General features: G+C 72.1%; 16 protein-coding genes and 1 pseudogene. 7 read left to right on the forward strand and 10 right to left on the reverse strand.

Translation table 11 applies throughout. The features are described from left to right. Window positions 1-212: 212 nt before the first annotated feature. From ACIA79_RS23840 to ACIA79_RS23855, 4 genes are read left to right on the forward strand one after another with little or no spacing between them, the layout of a single operon-like run. Window positions 213-2,795 (forward strand): ATP-binding protein, encoded by a 2,583-nt coding sequence (locus ACIA79_RS23840; protein ID WP_399430364.1) that lies wholly within the window; start codon window positions 213-215, stop codon window positions 2,793-2,795. Further along, a complete protein-coding gene (locus tag ACIA79_RS23845; RefSeq protein ID WP_399430365.1) occupies window positions 2,792-3,475 on the forward strand; it encodes a response regulator in 684 nt (227 codons plus the stop codon). Before ACIA79_RS23840 ends, ACIA79_RS23845 begins: the two co-directional genes overlap by 4 nt. Window positions 3,476-3,488: 13 nt before the next feature. Continuing rightward, window positions 3,489-3,887 (forward strand): OB-fold nucleic acid binding domain-containing protein, encoded by a 399-nt coding sequence (locus ACIA79_RS23850; RefSeq protein ID WP_399430366.1) that lies wholly within the window; start codon window positions 3,489-3,491, stop codon window positions 3,885-3,887. A gap of 3 nt (window positions 3,888-3,890) precedes the next feature. Beyond that, a complete protein-coding gene (locus ACIA79_RS23855) occupies window positions 3,891-4,616 on the forward strand; it encodes a DUF3159 domain-containing protein (RefSeq protein ID WP_399430367.1) in 726 nt (241 codons plus the stop codon). 225 nt (window positions 4,617-4,841) lie between these two features. On the opposite strand, the gene ACIA79_RS23860 is transcribed toward ACIA79_RS23855, so the two are convergent. Together ACIA79_RS23860 and ACIA79_RS23865 are read right to left on the reverse strand one after the other, a co-directional pair. Next, window positions 4,842-5,516 (reverse strand): potassium channel family protein, encoded by a 675-nt coding sequence (locus ACIA79_RS23860; protein WP_399430368.1) that lies wholly within the window; start codon window positions 5,514-5,516, stop codon window positions 4,842-4,844. Next, window positions 5,516-6,184 carry a potassium channel family protein gene (locus ACIA79_RS23865; protein WP_399430369.1) on the reverse strand — a complete coding sequence of 223 codons (669 nt, stop codon included), beginning with the start codon at window positions 6,182-6,184 and terminating at the stop codon, window positions 5,516-5,518. Before ACIA79_RS23865 ends, ACIA79_RS23860 begins: the two co-directional genes overlap by 1 nt. Before the next feature lie 226 nt (window positions 6,185-6,410). Between ACIA79_RS23865 and ACIA79_RS23870 the strand changes: the two genes are divergently transcribed. Further along, window positions 6,411-8,459 carry an APC family permease gene (locus ACIA79_RS23870; protein ID WP_399430370.1) on the forward strand — a complete coding sequence of 683 codons (2,049 nt, stop codon included), beginning with the start codon at window positions 6,411-6,413 and terminating at the stop codon, window positions 8,457-8,459. A 216-nt stretch (window positions 8,460-8,675) separates the two neighbouring features. Beyond that, the gene (locus ACIA79_RS23875; protein ID WP_399430371.1) at window positions 8,676-10,001 is read left to right on the forward strand and encodes a class I SAM-dependent RNA methyltransferase; all 1,326 of its coding nucleotides are present in this window, start codon (window positions 8,676-8,678) and stop codon (window positions 9,999-10,001) included. 252 nt (window positions 10,002-10,253) lie between these two features. On the opposite strand, the gene ACIA79_RS23880 is transcribed toward ACIA79_RS23875, so the two are convergent. Next, window positions 10,254-10,664: a hypothetical protein gene (locus ACIA79_RS23880; RefSeq protein ID WP_399430372.1), complete on the reverse strand. Its 411-nt coding sequence runs from the start codon at window positions 10,662-10,664 to the stop codon at window positions 10,254-10,256. A gap of 6 nt (window positions 10,665-10,670) precedes the next feature. Here ACIA79_RS23880 and ACIA79_RS23885 point away from each other — a divergent pair. Beyond that, window positions 10,671-10,907 (forward strand): annotated as a pseudogene (locus ACIA79_RS23885) (carboxyl transferase domain-containing protein); the annotation flags it as partial. Between the two features lie 4 nt (window positions 10,908-10,911). On the opposite strand, the gene ACIA79_RS23890 reads toward ACIA79_RS23885, so the two are convergent. The 7 genes from ACIA79_RS23890 to ACIA79_RS23920 form a co-directional block, all read right to left on the reverse strand. Further along, a complete protein-coding gene (locus tag ACIA79_RS23890; RefSeq protein WP_399430373.1) occupies window positions 10,912-12,255 on the reverse strand; it encodes an erythromycin esterase family protein in 1,344 nt (447 codons plus the stop codon). An 86-nt stretch (window positions 12,256-12,341) separates the two neighbouring features. Then, window positions 12,342-13,100 (reverse strand): thioesterase II family protein, encoded by a 759-nt coding sequence (locus ACIA79_RS23895; protein ID WP_399430374.1) that lies wholly within the window; start codon window positions 13,098-13,100, stop codon window positions 12,342-12,344. A gap of 16 nt (window positions 13,101-13,116) precedes the next feature. After that, window positions 13,117-13,902: a winged helix-turn-helix domain-containing protein gene (locus ACIA79_RS23900; protein ID WP_399430375.1), complete on the reverse strand. Its 786-nt coding sequence runs from the start codon at window positions 13,900-13,902 to the stop codon at window positions 13,117-13,119. Between the two features lie 79 nt (window positions 13,903-13,981). Then, on the reverse strand, window positions 13,982-15,175 hold the full coding sequence (locus tag ACIA79_RS23905; RefSeq protein ID WP_399430376.1) for a cytochrome P450: 1,194 nt from the start codon (window positions 15,173-15,175) through the stop codon (window positions 13,982-13,984). Window positions 15,176-15,193: 18 nt separating this feature from the next. Beyond that, on the reverse strand, window positions 15,194-16,483 hold the full coding sequence (locus ACIA79_RS23910; RefSeq protein WP_399430377.1) for an MFS transporter: 1,290 nt from the start codon (window positions 16,481-16,483) through the stop codon (window positions 15,194-15,196). Further along, window positions 16,483-17,463 (reverse strand): TauD/TfdA family dioxygenase, encoded by a 981-nt coding sequence (locus tag ACIA79_RS23915; RefSeq protein WP_399430378.1) that lies wholly within the window; start codon window positions 17,461-17,463, stop codon window positions 16,483-16,485. The genes ACIA79_RS23910 and ACIA79_RS23915 overlap by 1 nt, the downstream gene beginning before the upstream one ends. A 21-nt stretch (window positions 17,464-17,484) precedes the next feature. Beyond that, window positions 17,485-19,007 (reverse strand): condensation domain-containing protein (locus tag ACIA79_RS23920; protein ID WP_399430379.1); only part of this gene is annotated, 1,523 nt, incomplete at its 5' end.

Consider the following 19,007-nt stretch of genomic DNA (forward strand, 5'->3'; position numbering starts at 1 on the left):
GGCCGCGCGGAAACCCCGTACGGCCTGGTACGGCTCGTGGTACGCGGGCCGGGCCGCGCCGCGGGCGGCCCCTCCGCACGCCGCCCTGCGCGCCTGACCTGGCACGACGCTCCGGGGACCATGCCTCGCGGCTCGTCAGGATCCCGTCAAGACGCCACCGCGAGGACCCTCCGGCTCCGCCGGCCCTGGTGGCCGGTCGTAAGGTCTAGGCCATGGGACGCGGCACGCTACGGATCTACCTCGGCGCGGCACCGGGTGTCGGCAAGACGTACGCGATGCTCGCCGAGGCCCACCGCCGTACGGAACGCGGCACCGACTGCGCCGTCGCGGTCGTCGAGCACCACGGCCGGCCCCGTACCGAAGCCCTGCTGCACGGGCTGGAACAGATACCCCGCAAGGCCCTCGCGCACCGCGACGGCACCCGCACCGAGATGGACGTCGACGCCGTCCTGGAGCGCCGCCCCGCGGTCGCCCTGGTGGACGAGCTCGCCCACACCAACGTCCCCGGCTCCCGCAACCCCAAGCGCTGGCAGGACGTCCTGGAACTCCTCGCCGTGGGCATCGACGTCATATCGACGGTCAACATCCAGCACCTGGAGTCGCTGGGCGACGTCGTGGAGTCGATCACGGGGGTGCGGCAGCGGGACACCGTCCCGGACGAGGTCGTCCGCCGCGCCGACCAGATAGAGCTGGTCGACATGTCGCCGCAGGCGCTGCGCCGCCGCCTGGCGCACGGCAACGTCTACCGGCCCGACGCGGTGGACGCGGCCCTCTCCAACTACTTCCGACCCGGCAACCTCACCGCGCTGCGCGAGCTCGCCCTGCTGTGGACCGCCGACCGCGCCGACGAGTACCTCCGGCAGTACCGCGGCGAGCACAACATCCGCTCCACCTGGCAGGCCCGCGAACGCATCGTCGTCGGCCTCACCGGCGGCCCCGAGGGCCGCACCCTCATCCGCCGGGCCGTCCGGCTCGCCGAGAAGGGCGCCGGCGGCGAGGTCCTCGCCGTCTACATCGCCCGCAGCGACGGTCTGACGGCCGCCTCCCCCAAGGAACTCGCCGTCCAGCGCACCCTCATCGAGGACCTCGGCGGCTCCTTCCACCACGTCATCGGCGACGACATCCCGGCAGCGCTGCTGGAGTTCGCGCGCGGTGTCAACGCCACCCAGATCGTGCTCGGCTCCAGCCGCCGCAAGGCCTGGCAGTACGTGTTCGGGCCCGGAGTCGGCGCCACGGTCGCCCGCGACTCCGGGCCGGACCTCGACGTCCACATCGTCACCCACGAGGAGGTCGCCAAGGGACGCGGCCTGCCCGTCGCCCGCGCCGCCCGCCTCGGCCGCTCCCGGATCACCGGGGGCTGGCTCGTCGGCGTCCTCGGGCCCGCGCTGCTCACACTGCTGCTCACCCACGGCGAGGCCCACCTGGGCCTCGCCAACGACATGCTGCTGTTCCTGTCGCTCACCGTGGCGTCCGCGCTGCTCGGCGGCCTGTACCCGGCGCTCGCCTCCGCGGCGCTCGGCTCCCTGCTCCTCAACTGGTTCTTCGCGCCGCCCCTGTACCGCATGACCGTCGCGGACCCTAAGAACATGGTCGCGATCGCCGTCTTCTTCGGGGTCGCCGTCTCCGTCGCCTCCGTCGTGGACCTCGCCGCGCGCCGCACCCACCAGGCCGCCCGGCTGCGCGCCGAGTCCGAGGTGCTGTCCTTCCTGGCCGGCAGCGTGCTGCGGGGGGAGACCGCGCTGGACGCCCTGCTGGAGCGGCTGCGCGAGACGTTCTCCATGGAGTCCGTGGCGCTGCTGGAGCGCGCGAGCGACGTCGAGCCGTGGACCCGCGCGGCCAGCGTCGGCCCCGCACCCGTCGCCCGGCCCGAGGACGCGGACGTCGACATGCCCGTCGGGGAGCACCTGGCACTGGCGCTGACCGGCCGCGTCCTGCCCGCCGAGGACCGCCGGGTGCTCGGGGCGTTCGCCGCGCAGGCCGCCGTCGTACTCGACCGGCAGCGGCTCGTCGACGAGGCCGAGGAGGCCCGCAGGCTCGCCGAGCGCAACAAGATCCGTACGGCGCTGCTGGCCGCCGTCAGCCACGACCTGCGCACTCCGCTCGCCGGCATCAAGGCGGCCGTCAGCTCCCTGCGCGCCGACGACGTCGAGTGGTCCGACGAGGACCGGGCCGAGCTCCTCGCCGGCATCGAGGACGGCGCCGACCGGCTGCACCACCTGGTCGGCAACCTCCTGGACATGTCCCGGCTCCAGACCGGCACCGTCACCCCGCTCCTGCGCCCCGTCGACCTCGACGAGGTCGTCCCGATGGCGCTCGGCGGCGTGCCGGACGGCAGCGTCGGACTCGACATCCCCGAGAGCCTGCCGATGGTCGTGGTCGACACGGGCCTGCTGGAGCGTGCCGTGGCCAACATCGTCGAGAACGCCGTCAAGCACAGCCCCGCCGGCACCCCCGTCACGGTCGCCGCCAGCGCTCTCGGCGGGCGCGTCGAACTCCGCGTCGCCGACCGCGGCCCCGGCGTACCCGACGACGCCAAGGAACGGATCTTCGAACCCTTCCAGCGTCTCGGGGACGCACCGCGCGGCGCCGGGGTCGGCCTCGGACTCGCGGTCGCGCGGGGGTTCGCCGAGGCCATGGACGGCACCCTCACCGCCGAGGACACCCCCGGCGGCGGCCTGACCATGGTCCTCACCCTCCGGGCGGTCACCCCACGGGCCGCCCCCACCCCGCCGGCCCACACCCCGCCGGCCCTCACCCTCCCCTCACCGGTACGAGAGAAAGCAGGCCCCTCATGACGCGGGTGCTCGTGGTCGACGACGAGCCGCAGATCGTACGCGCCCTGGTGATCAACCTGAAGGCACGGGCGTACGAGGTCGACGCCGCCCCCGACGGCGCGACCGCGCTGGAGCTGGCCGCCGCGCGCCACCCCGACGTGGTCGTCCTCGACCTGGGCCTGCCCGACATGGACGGTGTCGACGTCATCAGGGGCCTGCGTGGCTGGACCCGCGTACCGATCCTCGTCCTCTCCGCACGCCACACCTCCGACGAGAAGGTCGAGGCGCTGGACGCCGGGGCCGACGACTACGTCACCAAGCCGTTCGGCATGGACGAGCTGCTCGCGCGGCTGCGCGCCGCGGTGCGCCGGGCCGAGCCCGTCGGCGGCGACGGGGACGTGGCCGTCCTGCGCACCGACTCCTTCACCGTGGACCTGGCGGCGAAGAAGGTCCACCGCGACGGCCGCGACGTCCGGCTGACCCCCACCGAGTGGCACCTGCTGGAGGTGCTCGTACGCAATGCCGGCCGGCTCGTCGGCCAGAAGCAGCTGCTCCAGGAGGTCTGGGGACCCTCGTACGGCACCGAGACCAACTACCTGCGCGTCTACATGGCCCAGCTCCGCCGCAAGCTCGAAGCGGACCCCTCCCATCCGCGGCACTTCATCACCGAACCGGGCATGGGTTACCGCTTCGAGCGCTAGGTACGCTTTCTGTATGAGTGCTGCACCGCGTACAGACAAGCCGGCCGGCCGGTTCCGGCGGATGCTCGACCGGCTGTCCAGCTCCCAGGGCGACCTGGAGTCCGAGGAGCTGCAGGAGGACGCTCAGGCCTCGGGGTGCACCCCTATATCCGCATGCGGAGACCGACAGATCGTCACGGTGACTGGTACCTTGCGGACGGTCACCCTGCGCCCGAGGGCCGGCGTCCCCGCGCTGGAGGCCGAGCTCTTCGACGGCACGGAACCCCTGGACGTGGTGTGGCTGGGCCGGCGTTCCATCGTGGGCATCGAACCCGGCCGCAGGCTCATCGCCTCCGGCCGGATCTCCATGAGCCACGGCCGCCGGGTCCTCTTCAATCCCAAATACGAGCTCCGACCGCTCGGACAGGAGTAGCCGGTGACGTCACCCGACAAGCCGTCCCCCGACGACACGAAAGCCGCGACCGAAGCCGCCCTTTTCGACGCCTTCGGCGGCGTACGGGGCATGGTGGAGACCGTCCTGCCCGGCCTGCTGTTCGTCACGATCTACACGATCAACAAGGACCTGCACCTCTCCGCGATCGCGGCACTCGGGGTGTCCCTGGCGCTGGTGGCCGTACGGCTTATCCGGCGCGACACCGTCAAGCACGCCTTCAGCGGCGTCTTCGGCGTCGCCTTCGGCGTGGTCTTCGCGCTGATGACCGGCAACGCCAAGGACTTCTACCTGCCGGGCATGCTGTACACCCTGGGCCTGGGCATCGCGTACATCGTCACCACGCTGGCGGGCGTGCCGCTCATCGGCCTGGTCCTCGGCCCGGTGTTCAAGGAGAACCTCTCCTGGCGCACCCGCAACCCCGGCCGCAAGAAGGCCTACGCCAAGGCCAGCTGGGCCTGGGGCCTGATCCTGCTCGCCAAGTGCGCGATCCTCTTCCCGCTGTACTGGTGGGCCGACACCACGCAGCTCGGCTGGGTGCTGGTCACCCTGAAGATCCCGCCGTTCCTGCTCGCGGTCTACCTGACGTGGCTCTTCCTGGCGAAGGCGCCGCCGCCGATCGACGTGTTCGCGGAGATGGAGGCGGAGGAGGCCGCGGAGAAGGCCCGCAAGGCCGCGGCCGCGTCCAACGCCACCCACACGGAAGCCTGACGCCGCACCCGTCCGGCAGCAGCGGGGGGGGGGGGGGGGGGGGGGGGGGCGGGCGCCGCCCCCCCCCCCCCCCCCCCGCCCCCCCCCCCCCCCCCCCCCCCCCCCCCCCCCCCCCCCCCCCCCCGGGGGCCCCCGCGGGGGGCCCCCCCCCCCCCCCCCCCCCCCCCCCCCCCCCGGGCTTTCCGCCCCCTGTCGTGTGCGCTCCCCGCAGGGCGGCGCGGAGCGTCAGCCCGCCGACTCCTGGCGGACCGACAGCAGGTCCTCCAACTGCTCCTCCCGCGCCTGGGCCGCGACGAACAGCAGCTCGTCACCCGCCTCCAGCGTCTCCTCCGGGCTCGGCGTCAGCACCCGCGACCCACGGATGATCGTCACCAGCGAGGTGTCCTGCGGCCACGCCACGTCACCCACCTGCGTACCCGCGATCGCCGACTCCGGAGGCAGCGTCAGCTCGACCAGGTTCGCGTCGCCGTGGCTGAAGCGCAGCAGCCGGACCAGGTCGCCGACGCTCACCGCCTCCTCCACCAGCGCCGACATCAGCCGCGGCGTGGAGACGGCGACGTCGACGCCCCACGCCTCGTTGAACAGCCACTCGTTCTTCGGGTTGTTGACGCGGGCGACCACCCGCGGCACCCCGTACTCCGTCTTGGCCAGCAGCGAGACGACCAGGTTGACCTTGTCGTCGCCGGTCGCCGCGATGACCACGTTGCACCGCTGCAGCGCCGCCTCGTCCAGCGAGGTGATCTCGCAGGCGTCGGCCAGCAGCCACTCCGCCTGCGGCACGCGCTCCACCGAGATCGCGGTCGGCGCCTTGTCGATGAGCAGCACCTCGTGCCCGTTCTCCAGCAGCTCGCCGGCGATGGAACGGCCCACCGCGCCGGCGCCCGCAATAGCGACCCGCATCAGTGACCGCCCTCCTCAGGGCCCTCGGCGAACGCCGCCTCGACCTTCTCGATCTCGTCCGTACGCATCATCACGTGGACGAGGTCGCCCTCCTGCAGCACCGTCTGCGAGGTCGGCAGGACCGCCTCACCCAATCGGGTGAGGAACGCCACGCGGACGCCCGTCTCCTCCTGCAGCCTGCTGACCTTGTGCCCGATCCACGACGGCGCGGTGTGCACCTCCGCGAGCTGCACCCCGCCGCTGGGGTCCCGCCACAGCGGCTCGGCGCCGGACGGCAGCAGCCGCCGCAGCATCTGGTCGGCGGTCCAGCGCACCGTGGCCACCGTCGGGATGCCCAGGCGCTGGTACACCTCGGCGCGCCGCGGATCGTAGATCCGGGCCGCGACATTCTCGATGCCGAACATCTCGCGGGCGACCCGCGCCGCGATGATGTTGGAATTGTCACCGCTGCTCACCGCGGCGAACGCCCCGGCCTCCTCGATGCCCGCCTCGCGCAGCGTGTCCTGGTCGAAGCCGACACCCGTGACGCGCCGCCCGCCGAAGCCCGAGCCCAGGCGCCGGAAGGCCGTGGGGTCCTGGTCGACGACGGCGACCGTATGCCCCTGCTGCTCCAGGGTCTGCGCGAGTGCGGCTCCCACTCGGCCGCAGCCCATGATGACGATGTGCACGACCGGTTACCCCGCACTCCTGGTGACTCTGCCGACGACGCCGACCTGCGTAAACACCCTGCTCACTTCTCTCTCTCAGCCTGCTGTGCGGTGATGCCCGAAGACGAGCTTATGCCGCGGATGCAGCCCCGCCCTCATCGGCGCAAGAGGACGTCCCGCCAAGATTCCGTAGGGGTAAGGGGTGGTGGGTGGGCACGTCCCTTTTCGAACGCTTACGATCCTCTGCGTGTCCAAACTGACCGACCTGCCCAAACGGATCCTGATCGGCCGGGCGCTGCGCAGCGACAAGCTGGGAGAGACACTCCTCCCCAAACGCATCGCACTCCCCGTCTTCGCCTCCGACCCCCTCTCCTCGGTGGCGTACGCGCCGGGCGAAGTGCTGCTGGTCCTTTCCATCGCGGGTGTGTCGGCGTACCACTTCAGCCCCTGGATCGCGGCCGCGGTCGTGGTCCTGATGTTCACGGTCGTCGCCTCGTACCGCCAGAACGTCCACGCCTACCCCAGCGGCGGCGGCGACTACGAGGTCGCCAACACCAATCTGGGCCCCAAGGCCGGTCTCACCGTCGCCAGCGCCCTGCTCGTCGACTACGTCCTGACCGTCGCCGTGTCGATCTCCTCCGGCGTGGAGAACCTCGGCTCCGCCGTGCCGTTCGTCGTCGAGCACAAGGTCTTCTCCGCCGTCGCGATCATCCTGCTCCTCACGCTGATGAACCTGCGCGGCGTGAAGGAATCCGGCAAGCTCTTCGCCATCCCCACGTACGTCTTCGTCACCGGCGTCTTCATCATGATCGCCTGGGGGGCGTTCAGGGGCATCGTCCTCGACGAGCCCATGAGGGCCCCGACCGCCGACTTCGAGATCCGGCCGGAGCACCAGGGGCTGGCCGGCTTCGCGCTGGTCTTCCTCATGCTGCGCGCCTTCTCCTCCGGCTGCGCGGCGCTCACCGGCGTCGAGGCGATCAGCAACGGCGTCCCGGCCTTCCGCAAGCCCAAGAGCAGGAACGCCGCCACCACGCTCGCGCTCATGGGCGGACTGGCCGTCACCATGTTCTGCGGGATCATCGGCCTGGCCATGGCCACCGACGTCAAGATGGCCGAGCAGCCCGCGCACGACCTGATCCGCGACGGCGTCCCGGTCGGTGCCGACTACGTCCAGAACCCGGTGATCTCGCAGGTCGCGGCCGCCGTCTTCGGCGATGGCACGTTCTTCTTCGTCCTGCTCGCCGCGGCCACGGCGCTCGTGCTGTTCCTCGCCGCGAACACCGCGTACAACGGCTTCCCGCTCCTCGGCTCGATCCTCGCCCAGGACCGCTACCTGCCGCGCCAGCTCCACACCCGCGGCGACCGGCTCGCCTTCTCCAACGGCATCGTGCTCCTCGCCGGCGCCGCGATGCTGCTGGTCTGGCTGTACGGGGCGGACTCCACCCGGCTGATCCAGCTCTACATCGTGGGCGTCTTCGTCTCCTTCACGCTCAGCCAGACCGGCATGGTCCGGCACTGGAACCGCCATCTGCGGACCGAGAGGGACCCGGCCGCGCGCCGCCGCATGATCCGGTCCCGCGCCATCAACACCTTCGGTGCCTTCTTCACCGGCCTCGTCCTGGTCGTCGTCCTCGCGACGAAGTTCACGCACGGCGCCTGGGTCGCCCTGCTGGGCATGGTGATCTTCTACGGAACGATGACCGCGATCCGCAAGCACTACGACCGCGTCGCCGAGGAGATCGCCGCCCCCGACGAGCCGACGGACGACACCGCCCGCCCGTCCCGGGTGCACTCCATCGTCCTGGTCTCCAAGGTGCACCGGCCGACACTGCGCGCCGTCGCCTACGCCCAGCTGATGCGCTCCGACAAGCTGGAGGCGCTCAGCATCAACGTCGACCCGGCCGAGACCAAGGCGCTGAAGGAGGAGTGGGAGCGGCGCGGCATCAACGTCCCGCTGAAAATCCTCGACTCCCCGTACCGCGAGGTCACCCGGCCGGTCATCGACTACGTCAAGCGCATCCGGCGCGAGAGCCCGCGCGACGCGGTCAGCGTGATCATCCCCGAGTACGTCGTCGGCCACTGGTACGAGCACCTGCTGCACAACCAGAGCGCCCTGCGCCTGAAGGGCCGGCTGCTGTTCACGCCGGGCGTGATGGTGACGTCGGTCCCGTACCAGCTCCAGTCCTCGGAGGTGGCGAAGAAGCGGGCCAAGAAGCGCCAGGACTGGAACGCGCCCGGCTCGGTGCGCCGCGGACCCGCCACGGAGCGCCCGAAGGAGCCGACGGCGAAGAGCTGAGTGGGCCGCGCGGGGGCCCGCGGGCGAGCCGGGCGGGCCGCGCGAGCCCGCGGGCCGGGCGGGCTGGACGAGCCGGATGCACCCGGTCGGCTGCGCGGGCCGGGCGGGCAGGGCGTGGAGAGCCGGGGCGCACAAGGGCCGGCCCCGGCCACGTAGACTGGTGGGCTGCCGCGAAAACTGCGGCAGCCCCCGTCTCACCCCTGGAGCCCCCTCGCCATGCAGAACGCACCTGACTCTTCACTCATCGGGGAGGAGTACGAGGTCGAGGTCGGCCCGGTGGCGCACGGCGGCCACTGCATCGCCCGCACCGACGAGGGCCGCGTGCTCTTCGTCCGGCACGCGCTGCCCGGCGAGAAGGTCGTCGTCCGCGTCACCGAGGGGGCGGAGGACTCCCGCTTCCTGCGCGCCGACGCCGTCCGCGTCCTGGAGGCGTCGAAGGACCGGGTCGAGGCGCCCTGCCCGTACGCCGGACCCGGCAAGTGCGGCGGCTGCGACTGGCAGCACGCCAAGCCGGGCGCGCAGCGCCGCCTCAAGGGCGAGGTCGTCGCGGAACAGCTTCAGCGGCTCGCGGGCCTGACGCCGGAGGAGGCAGGCTGGGACGGCACCGTCATGCCGGCCGAGGGCGACAAGGTCCCGGCCGGAGAGGTGCCCGCCTGGCGGACCCGCGTCCAGTACGCGATCGACGCCGAGGGCCGCGCGGGGCTGCGCAAGCACCGCTCGCACGAGGTCCAGCCGATCGACGGCTGCCTGATCGCGGCGCCGGGCGTCTCGGAGCTCGGCATCGAGAAGCGCTCGTGGGAGGGCATGGCCTCGGTCGACGCGATCGCAGCGACGGGTTCGCAGGACCGCCAGGTGGTCCTCACCCCGCGGCCGGGGGCCCGCCTCCCGATCGTGGAGCTCGACAGGCCGGTCTCGGTCCTGCGGGTCGCCGAGGACGGGGGAGTGCACCGCGTCCACGGCCGCCCGTTCGTGCGCGAGCGCGCGGACGACCGCACGTACCGCGTCGGCAACGGCGGCTTCTGGCAGGTCCACCCGAAGGCCGCCGACACCCTGGTGCGCGCGGTGATGCAGGGCCTGCTGCCCCGCAAGGGCGACACCGCCCTGGACCTCTACTGCGGCGCGGGCCTCTTCGCGGGCGCCCTCGCCGACCGCGTGGGCGACAAGGGCGCGGTGCTCGGCATCGAGTCGGGCAAGCGCGCGGTGGAGGACGCCCGCCACAACCTCCAGGACTTCGAGCGCGTCCGCATCGAGCAGGGCAAGGTCGAGCAGGCCCTGCCGCGCACCGGCATCACGGACGTGGACCTCATCGTCCTGGACCCGCCCCGCGCGGGCGCCGGCAAGCAGACGGTCAAGCACCTGGCGGGTCTGGGCGCGCGCCGCATCGCCTATGTCGCCTGCGACCCGGCGGCCCTGGCCCGCGACATCGCGTACTTCCGCGACACGGGCTACCGGGTGCGGACGCTGCGGGCGTTCGACCTGTTCCCGATGACGCATCACGTGGAGTGCGTGGCGATCCTGGAGCCGGTGAAGAAGGACGCCTGACCTGCGGTTCAGCGTGTGTGCTTCATGGGCGGTGTGGGCGTTACGGGCGATATCTTGACGTTGAGACGACGCTCGTTCTGGCAGGGCGTCACCTGACTGATCGTGCAGGTCACGTCGGTTGGGAGGCGCTGCTCCCGAGGGCTGGTTTTGCGGAACCTGACGGGAATTTCGCCGGTTTCCGGCGCCGCTGATTGCGGCGGCAGGCGCGCTGCCGCCGTACTTCGGCGGGCCGGACGTGTGGCGGAGCGGGCGTCAGTAGGTGGGGCCGTAGGGGCTCCAGTGCCCGAGGAAGGGCTTCAGGTCGTCGGGGCGTGGCTCGGGAATGTCGGGCAGCCGGGGCGGTGTGTTCAGTGGGTCGAGACGCTGCACCGTGGCCGCTGCCCAGCTGATCCATGCTTCGGCCTCGGTTCTGGCCCGGCCCGGCGGCATGGCGTCGACTCGCGTGCGTGCAGCGCTCACGTACTCGGTCAGGCAGGTGGCGTGGCGCCATGCCGCTTCCTGCGCTTCAAAAAAGCCGGGCAGGAAACAGCGGGACGACGTCTTTGATCCTCTGCCGAGCGATGAGCGCGAAATCTGACGGCCTGCGGTCCGTGGCGGCGATGTCCTGGGCGATCCAGTCGGCGATGACGTCGCCTCCCGGTCACTGCTGGAGAACGTCCACAAGACGGCTCCGTGGTCTTCCGCCGGGAGATCGCCGCTTCCGACGATCCGGAGGCGACCCGCGCCCGGCTGGTGGAGGCGTACAAGTCGGAGCTGATGCATCCGTACTACGCCGCGGAGCGGGGACTGGTGGACGACGTCATCGACCCCGGTGACACCCGCCGGACGCTGATCCGCTCGCTGGCCATGTTGCGCGACAAGCACGCCGTGCTGCCGGACCGCAAGCACGGCAACGTGCCGCTGTGAGACCTCAGCTCGGGGGCGCCAGCAGATGGGCCGGTGTGACGCGGTGGAGATGGAAGAGCAGGTCATGGGAGGCCGTGGGGGCGATGATGTGCGGGCGCTCGGGATAGGACGTGCCGATGCTGCGGGTGGGGCGCGGGGTGTTCAGCCAGCTGCGGGCGGGAGCGGGGGAGTCGCGCAGGTCCATGAGGTAGTCGCCGGGACGCACCCGGTCGAGGAAGCGTTCGGTGCTGTCGCGCGGCGGGGCTCCCACGGTATGGACGCGGGCCCTGCCGTCGCGGTCCGTCGCGTTGAAGGAGCCGGAGCCGAACGTCACGGCGACGCTCACATAGTCCTCACCCAGCCGCTCCCGCAGGAAAGCGCCCTGCATACGGGGGTAGCGCGGGTCGGACGTGCGGTAGGAGACATGGCTGTTGTGCGCCGACAGCAGCACCTTGTGCCCCGTTCGCGCCTGCCACCAGGCGACGTTGTCCGCCATCAGCCGGTCGCGGTAGCCCATCGACGCCCGCAACTGGCGCGGGTCGTCGAAGTCGAAGGCGTAACCGCGCGCCGTCTGCGCCAGGGCGCGGGCGTGCTGCACCGCCCAGGCGTGGGCCTCCTCCGTCGCACCGGCGGGAACCGGCTGCCGGGCCAGCAGGGACAGCGCCGCCTCCGCGCGGACGGCCATCGCGCGGCGCTCGGCCAGGGGCCGGGTCAGGTACGCCTTCATGTAGGCGCCCGCCGAGGTGGTGGGCCGCAGGCCCCGGTAGAGCGCGGTGAGGCGCGGCAGCAGGTCGGGGCGGTAGCGGGCCGCGTACCGCAGCACCCTGTCGTACTGCTCCGGGCCCGCGTACGCGAAGTCGTCGCCCATGAACCGCACCGGGTCGCCCGGGTGCCGGACGTTGTACGCGCGCATCCACTCGATGAGGGCGAGGTACTCCTCGGTGTTCCACCACGCGTAGGTGTCCTGGAACTCCTCGCGCATGATGCGCCGTGGGTCGCCCTCGCCCGTCCGCACGTACGCGTCCAGGCGCAGGCCGCTGCTCCAGCTCGTCTCCAGCGCGAAGGTGCGGAAGCCCTCACGCTCCACCAGATAGCGCAGGACGCGGTGCTTCAGCGTGAAGAACTCGTGCGAGCTGTGCGTCGCCTCGCCGAGCCCGACCACCTTCGCACCGCCCACCATGCGGCCCAGCGGCCGCAGGTCGTCCAGCTCGCCGTACGGCCCGGTGGCGCGCAGGGGGTGGGCGCCGCGTTCGGCGGCTCGCAACGCGCGCTTCTCGGGTGGCGGGAGCGTGCCGGCGCCCGGGACGCCCGCGCAGAGCAGCAGAAGCAGAAGCAGAAACGGGATGAGTACCGACCGGTTTCGCGTCATACGACAAGCTTCCGGTTCCGTGCGCTCTCAGGACATCCGACGCACCCCCGACTTTCCGGCGGGCTGTCCCCACCCCGGGCATGCCGCTAAACCGGAAGAGGCTGTGCCGGTTCCATGGCGGTACGGGCCACCCGCTCAGCCGCCGGCACCAGGTAGAAGTGGTCGCCCTCCAGCACCGTCAGGGTGAAGGAACCCGAGGTCAACGCCTTCCACCCGGTCGCCTCCTCGGGGGTGACCTGCGGGTCCCGGTCTCCCGTCAGGGCGTGGACGTCGGCACGCAGCGGGGGCGCGTCGGTCCGGCGGCGGTAGCCGTCGATCAGGTGGTAGTCGTTGCGGATCACGGGCAGGAGCAGCTCCCGCAGTTCCGGGTCGTCGAACACGGCCGCGTGGGTGCCGCCCAGGGACCGGACCGCCTCGACCACCTCGTCGTCCGTCCGTACGGCCGGGCGGTCGGCGGCACCGTCGGGGGACCGGCCGGAGACGCACAGGCGGGTCACGTGGGCGGCGCCCGCCCGTTCGAGGCGCAGGAGCGTCTCGTACGCGACGGCCGCGCCCATGCTGTGGCCGAAGAACACGGTGGGCAGCGGGGGCAGGGCCAGCAGTTCGTCGGCGACGGCCGACACCAGCGGCTCCATCGTCGGGATCAGCGGTTCCCGGAACCGGTTCTCACGGCCCGGGTACTGGACGGCGAGCAGCTCCGTCGAGGGGTCCGCGTACCGGGCCCAGGGGCGGTAGAAGCTCGCCGCGCCGCCCGCGTGGGGGAAGCAGACCAGGCGGCGCGCGGGGCGGTCGGGCCGGGTGTGGCGGGTCAGATACGGTGAGGCGATGGGGGAGGGAGTGGGCAATGTGAGGGTCCGATCTTCAGCCGAGGATGGCCTCGCCCAACGGGGTGAGGCTGTGGACCGCCAGGTTCTGCTGGCGCTCCGTGGTCACGAATCCGGCGCGGCGGAGAATGGTGAGGTGCTTGCTCGCGGAGGGGCTCGATATCCGTACGCGGTCGGCCACCTGCCCGGTCGAACGGGTCTCCCGCAGCGCCGCCAGCACGTCGGCCCGCGTACGGCCCAGCAGGGCGTGCAGGGCCGATTCCCCCTCGCCGCCCTGCCACAGCGAGGCGGCCGTCTCCGCGTCCGGGGTGATGTCGTACACCAGGATCGGCAGGCCCTGCCACCCCATGCGCTCGTCGATCAGGAGGGGGTGCGGGGCGAACAGGGATGGGACGAGCGTCATGCCCCGGCCACCCAGGTCGGTCCGCCGGGACGGCTGCGCGGTATCGACGCGGAGCACCGGGGCGTCCCATCTGATGGCGTCGTGCCGGCTGTTGAGGACCTGCTCCATGCCGCCGGCGAGCATCGCCCGCCCGGCGGCGTCGCGCTCCGTCCTCAGTAATCGCTGGATGCGGTCCCAGAAAGGCTCGACGGCCACCGCGTGGAACGTGTCCGTGTCACGCGGCAGGGGCGACGTCAGGGTCTCCACGAGGGACGTGGAGGGCTCCATCGCCGGATGCACGGCGGAGGCCCTGCGCAGCCGGTGCCGGGCCGTCCGGCGCCATTCGGTCAGCGCGTCACGGCGCTGCTCGGTCAGCCGTCCCCAGGCCATGTGCGTCTCGAACGCGATGCCCAGGGTTCCGATGACGCGTACACGAGCCAAGTCCTCAACGCTGAGGCACATTTCCAGCACGACGAAGGCCCCCCAGTGGTCGAGCAAGATCATATGAACGGGTGGAGGATCAGCGCCAGTCCATGGAGACCTTGAGGCTGCTGTAGCCCTGCACCAGGTTGGAGCGCATCCAGCGCACCTCCCCGGCCAGGTCCACCCCCCGCGCCTCATTGGCCAACTCCAGTACCAGCGCGCGCAGTTCGAGGCGGGCCAGGGCGGCGCCGAGGCAGTGGTGCGGACCGTTGCCGAACCCCAGGTGGCGGTTGGGCGTACGGTCCGGGACGAAGCGGTGCGGGTCGGGGAAGAGCCGCTCGTCGCGGTTGGCGGCGGACAGCCACGCCACGACCGGCTGCCCCTTGAGGATCTCCTGGCCGCCGAGCTCGCAGTCCTCGGTGGCCACCCGCAGGACGTGCGCCGCCGGGGACGTCCAGCGGACCACCTCCTCCACGGCCGGCCCGGCGAGGTCCGGGTCGGCGCGCAGCGCGTCCAGCGTGCCGGGGAAGGCCTGGAAGGCGTGGAAGGCGCCCGCGATCGAGTGGCGGGTGGTCTCGTTGCCGCCGATCAGCACGTTGTCGCAGTTGATGAGCACGTCCTCGGTGCTGAGCCGGCCGTCCTCCAGCAGCGCGCTGACCAGGTCGGAGCCGGGCTTCCGGCGGCGCCGCTCGATCAGTTCGTGGAAGTAGAAGAGGATCTCCGTGTGCGCTTCGGCCGGTGTCATCTTGTCGAAGCTGCTCTCCTCGCCGCCGAAGGCGTGGTTGGTCAGCTCGATCAGCTGTTCCCGCTCGCTGAGCGGTACGCCGATGACCTCGCAGACGATCGCGGCGGGCAGCCGCGGGCCGATGCCCAGGGCGATGTCGGTGGCGTCCTCCGCCCGCAGCCGGTCGACGATGTCCCGGACCTCCCGGTGCAGCACCGTCTGGAGCTCCGGGGCGCGCAGCCGCGAGAGGAACGGGCCGATCAGCCGCTTCAGCGTGGAGTGCCAGCCGCCCTCGCTCACCACCAGCATCCGGCCGCCCGAGTTGTCGGGGTGCTCGGCGTCGAAGCCGATCATCATGCCGTACTCGGAGGTGAAGGGCGCCTTGGGGGAGAGGACGGCGGACACGTCGCGGTGGGAGAAGACCGACCAGAAGCCGGACGGGGAGAGGCCCGGATCGCTCCAGACCTTCGCGTCCGCCCGGGTGTACTCCCCCCACATGGTGAAGCGGTCATCGGTGGTGTAGAGGTCGGGGTTGGCCAGATCAATGGTGGCCGGATCAAGGGTCATGGTGGCTGTCTCTGTCTGTCAGCGGATGGGGGGAGGGGTGGCGGCGGGCGGTGCCGCGTCGGCGGGGTCGGCGCCGGGCGGGGCGGCCTCGGCCGCACCGGGTTTCGGTATGCCGCGCAGGGCCGGGCTCAGGGACGTCAGCAGGGCGATGACCGCCATCACGGCCGTGCAGCCGAGCAGGCCGGCGAACCGGCCCGCCAGGTCCAGCACGATGCCGCCCGCGAGCGGGGCGATCGCACCGCCGCCACCGCTCGCGATGGCCGCGACGCTCACCACGCGTCCGCGGTGGCTGTCCGGGGTGAGCGTCAGCTGATGGGTGGTGAAGTACGCGTTCGCCGTCGGCGCCGCGAAGGCGATGGCGCCCAGCAGCACACCCGGCGTCCAGCCACCCGGCAGCACCGCGATCCCCGCCGTGAGCACGACGAACGACCACAGCACGACGTAGATGGGACGGGCACCGGTCAGCACCCGCTGGAGCAGCGGCGCGGCGAGGGCGCCCAGCAGGCCGCCGACGCCGAGCAGCGCCGCCATCACGCCGATGAGCCCGGTGTCCATGCCGCTGGTCTGCGCGGAGGCGATGACGATGAAGTAGATGACGCCGAAGAAGAAGTTCGTTGCCGTCGCGCAGACCAGCCCCACCCGCAGGAACGGATGGGAGGTGATCCAGCGGACCCCCTCCAGCAGCCCCGGCCCGCTGATCACCGGCCGGTCGGCCGGGGCGCCGGCGGCCGGCGGCTGCCGCTTCAGGAACAGCAGCAGGACCAGCCCGGCCAGATGGGCAAGGCAGCCGACGACGAACGGGAACGCGTTCTTCACCGCCAGCAGGAACCCGCCGGCGGACGTGCCGGCGAGCTGGCCCGCGTATGTGCGCGCCGCGTTCATCGCCACCGCGTCGGAGAGCCGCTCCTCCGCCACCAGACTCGGGATCATCGCCTCCCCGGCCGCCATCGTCAGGGCTGTCGCCGCCCCGTTGACCAGGGCGAGCCCCACCAGGGCGGGCAGCGACACGGCGTCCGCCCACAGCAGCAGGGCCAGCACGCCGAACACGGCGACCAGCGCCGCCTGGCACCACAGCATCACGGTCCGGCGGTCGTACCGGTCGGCGACGGCCCCGGCCGGCAACCCGGCCAGGAGCATCGCCGCCGCGTCGACGAAGCCGATGATCCCCGCCTGCGAGGGCGAACCCGTCAACGCCAGCACGATCAGCGGCAGCACGATCAACGACGTGCTGTACGCGAACTCACCGAGCGCCGACCCCACCCACAGCAGCGTGAAACCACCACCCCGCCGCGTCTTCGCCGGCGGCATCAGCCGAGGAGCCGCGAACGCGACTTCGTGCGCACGTACGTGCGCCGCAGATCGCGGACCAGGCTGGTGCGCTTGAGCCAGCGGTCCGTCCCGTCGTAGCGGGGCGTGAAGGTGTCACGGCCGTGGATGGCCCGGTAGTTGTCGATGAAGACCGCGTCGCCGGGGCTCAGCACGACCCGCTCCGCCGCGGCGGCCAGCAGGTCGGCGGCCTCCTTCATGGCGGCCTCGGCCTCGGTGTCGCCGGGCACCGCGTCGGTGAAGTCCGCGTCGATCCGCAGGTACGGCGCCTCCTCCGGCCCGAACAGCACGGACGCCACCTCGTGCGGGCGCTCCTCGAGCGCCGACGGGTTCTCCGCGGTGTGCTGCGGCACCACATGGTGGGAGTCGTCCGGGAAGAACCGGAAGCGGTCCTGGTGCAGCACCCGGCGCACCGGCTCCGGGAAGTCCACCGACTCCACCAGCGCCACCGTCGTGCCCACCGCGTCGGGGTTGCGCAGGCACATCAGCGCCACGTAGTCACCGCGGCAGGAGTGGAACACGTCCTCCGTGTGCAGCGTGAGCTGCTGCCGGCTGCTCGCACTGGTCAGCGAGTTCTCCTGCCCCTTGGACGGGCAGACGTCGTGCACGAGGCGGCCGTTCTGCTGATTCACCCAGCCGAACGGCTCACCGAGCACGGACCCGACCAGCAGCAGCACCAGCTCCTCACGGATCGCGGCGGCCTCCTTCTCCGCGATCTCCCAGCTCGGCGGGGTCGGTACGAGATCCTCGGCGACGGGCAGGTTGCCCAGCGCGATGACGGCGTCCTCGGCGGCGCGGGACGACACCAGGAACCGGCGCACCCCCACCGGGAGCCGTTCCGCCTCGGCGCGGATGTCGTCCGCGTACTCCAGCGGTGTCCAGACGGGGTGGGTGGCCAGGAACTCGTCCGCCACAGCGGCCAGTTCGTTCTTCTCGACGTCGCTCAGGACATAGCGAGCCACAGCAAAGCCTTCCAGTGGTAGTCAGTTACCGGCCGCGGCGGCGATCTGCCGCAGGGCGGTGGCGAAGTCGTCCGCGAGCCGGCGGACGGTGGTGGGGGTGTGGGCGGACGGCGCGTACAGCCAGTCGACGCGCAGCTCGCCGTCGCTGACGGCTGCGACCACGTCGATCAGGTGCGGACGGACCTGGCCGGGCGCCTGGTCGGCGCCGAGGCCGTCCAGGCGGTCCCGGATCAGCCCGCCGTCGTCACCGGCCGAACCGTCCCACTGACCTAGGTAGTTGAAGCTGATCCGCGGCTGCGGGGCGGCGGCGAGGGCGGTGTGCGCAGCACTGCCCGGCTCGGACAGGTAGCGCAGCGCCCCGTAGCCGAGTCCGCGCCCGGGCAGCTTCCGCAGGGCCTTCTTGACGGCCTTCAGCGCCGCCTCCCAGCCGCCCTCGGGAACGTCGAGGGCGAGGGGATGGATGGTGGTGAACCAGCCGACCGTACGGGACAGGTCGATGTCGTCGAAGAGCTCCTCGCGGCCGTGGCCTTCGAGGGCGATCGTCACCGGCGCGCCCGCCCAGTCCCGCAGGACCCGGCCCAGCGCGGCCAGCAGCACGTCGTTGATCCGCGTGCGGAACGCTCCGGGCGCGCGCTGCAGCAGCGCCTCCGTCACGGACCGGTCCAGCACCGACGACGCGACGGCGACCTCGCCGTACGTGCTCGCCGCCGGACCGTCGCACGGGATGTCCATGGTGCCGGACACGGCCTTGCGCCAGTACGCGCTCTCGTGGTCGAGGGCGCCGGAGCGGACGTGCGCGGTCAGGCGCTCCGCCCACTGCTGGTAGCTGCTGGTCTTCGCGCCCAGGTCGACGGGCCGGCCCTCGGCCAGTTGCGCGTAGGCGGTGGACAGGTCCTCCAGGACGATCCGCCAGGACACCCCGTCCATCACCAGGTGGTGCACCGCCAGGAACAGGCGGGGCGCGGTGCCGTCCGGCATGCGCAGGAAGACGCCCCGCACCAGAGTGCCCCCGCGCAGGTCCAGGGCGCGCTGGGCCTCCAGCGCGGCGTCGTCCAGCGCCCACTCGGCGTCGGCCACGGCCGTCAGGTCCCGGACGGTGAGCAGCCCGTCGGGGCGCTCGCCGTACTCCTGGACCCAGCCGCCCGCGCCGTCGTCCGCGTACCGCATGCGCAGCGCGTCATGGTGGTCCACCACCGCCGCGAGGGCACGCTCCAGTACGGCGGGGTCCGTCTCGGGGGCCAGGGCGACGTGGACGGACATCGCGTACTGGTCGGGGTGCGTCGTGTGCTCGGCGAAGAACCACCGCTGGACGGGCGTCAGTTCGACCCGGCCGGACGCCTCCGGCGCGTCGGCCCCGGTGACCGCCGCGTCGTCGGCGCGCCGCACGACGGACGCCAGATCGGCGATGGTCTGGTGGACGAACATCAGCTTGGAGGTGAGGTGCAGCCCCGCCTGGCGGGCGTGGGAGATGAGCTGGATGGAGAGGATCGAGTCGCCGCCCAGTTCGAAGAAGTTGTCGTGGATGCCGACCTTCTCCGCGCCCA

Source organism: Streptomyces sp. NPDC051310 (genome assembly GCF_044455245.1).
In the GTDB taxonomy this organism is placed as follows: Bacteria; Actinomycetota; Actinomycetes; order Streptomycetales; family Streptomycetaceae; genus Streptomyces.